Genomic DNA, 791 nt, shown 5'->3' with positions numbered 1-791 from the left:
CCACGAAGACCGGGACAACCTCTATCGGACTCCATGCGCCGCGTACGAGCGACTAGCACAGCACCAAAGGGTCCGAAGAAGCCGCACCCGATTACCATCAGCAGGGCACCGAGCCGAATGCGGTCGCGATTCTCAGCAAACTGAGCTGCAATCTGGCCGGCGGTAGCCGAGGGATCGGGCACCGGAAACACTAACCGGGCAACTAGGACCAGGCCCACGCCATACAGCAGGCCCGTGGGCCATTCTGACATCGCGCATGCCATCTGAACTCGACGGTTGACGGCTTTAGGCATCTGCCCTCCTTCACCGGTATGGCAAATCTGAGAACAGATGTTTCCTGATTCTGTCGTGCTTTGCAAGTGGCTACTTCGACGAGGCTGGGCAAGTTATGCAAGCGTGCAAGAGCTTCGGCGGGACCAGAAGGTCGGCCCGAAGTTCCGCATCCCTCAACCCACCCCGGCGACCGACTAGGGCTGGCCGCCGACCCGCCTACCGTGGCCGTAGCCGCGTGCGCGCGTCGGGCGGCCAGGTCGGGTGTGCCCGGGTGTTACACACCCGCCCCGGCCATGTCTCATGGCGCCACCTGATCGCCGGGGTAGCCCTTGACCTCGTCGGGCGGTCGGCGGTGCTGCCGAGGCGGACCGACTGCATACGGGCTGCTGCTGGCTGGCGGGTCAATACGCGGCGCACGCGCCTGGTATTTGCCGCCCTCGCTCGGTGGCCGGCTGTTGAGGTGCGGCGCGACTGGCCCTGGCTGTTGACCGGCACTCAGGATGAGCATGATGGCGGCG

Annotated in this window: 1 protein-coding gene and 1 pseudogene; both read right to left on the bottom strand. The window is 65.2% G+C overall.

Annotated elements, in window-relative coordinates:
• A partial coding sequence (locus tag CWS39_RS29970; RefSeq protein ID WP_233213757.1) for a hypothetical protein occupies positions 1–293 on the bottom strand: 293 nt, incomplete at its 3' end.
• Positions 294–571: 278 nt separating this feature from the next.
• Positions 572–791, bottom strand: a pseudogene (locus tag CWS39_RS29965) (hypothetical protein); the annotation flags it as partial.

This window comes from Mycobacterium hubeiense, assembly GCF_002838065.1.
GTDB classification, from domain to species: Bacteria; Actinomycetota; Actinomycetes; order Mycobacteriales; family Mycobacteriaceae; genus Mycobacterium; species Mycobacterium hubeiense.
This window is presented reverse-complemented; position numbering and strand designations above follow the sequence as displayed.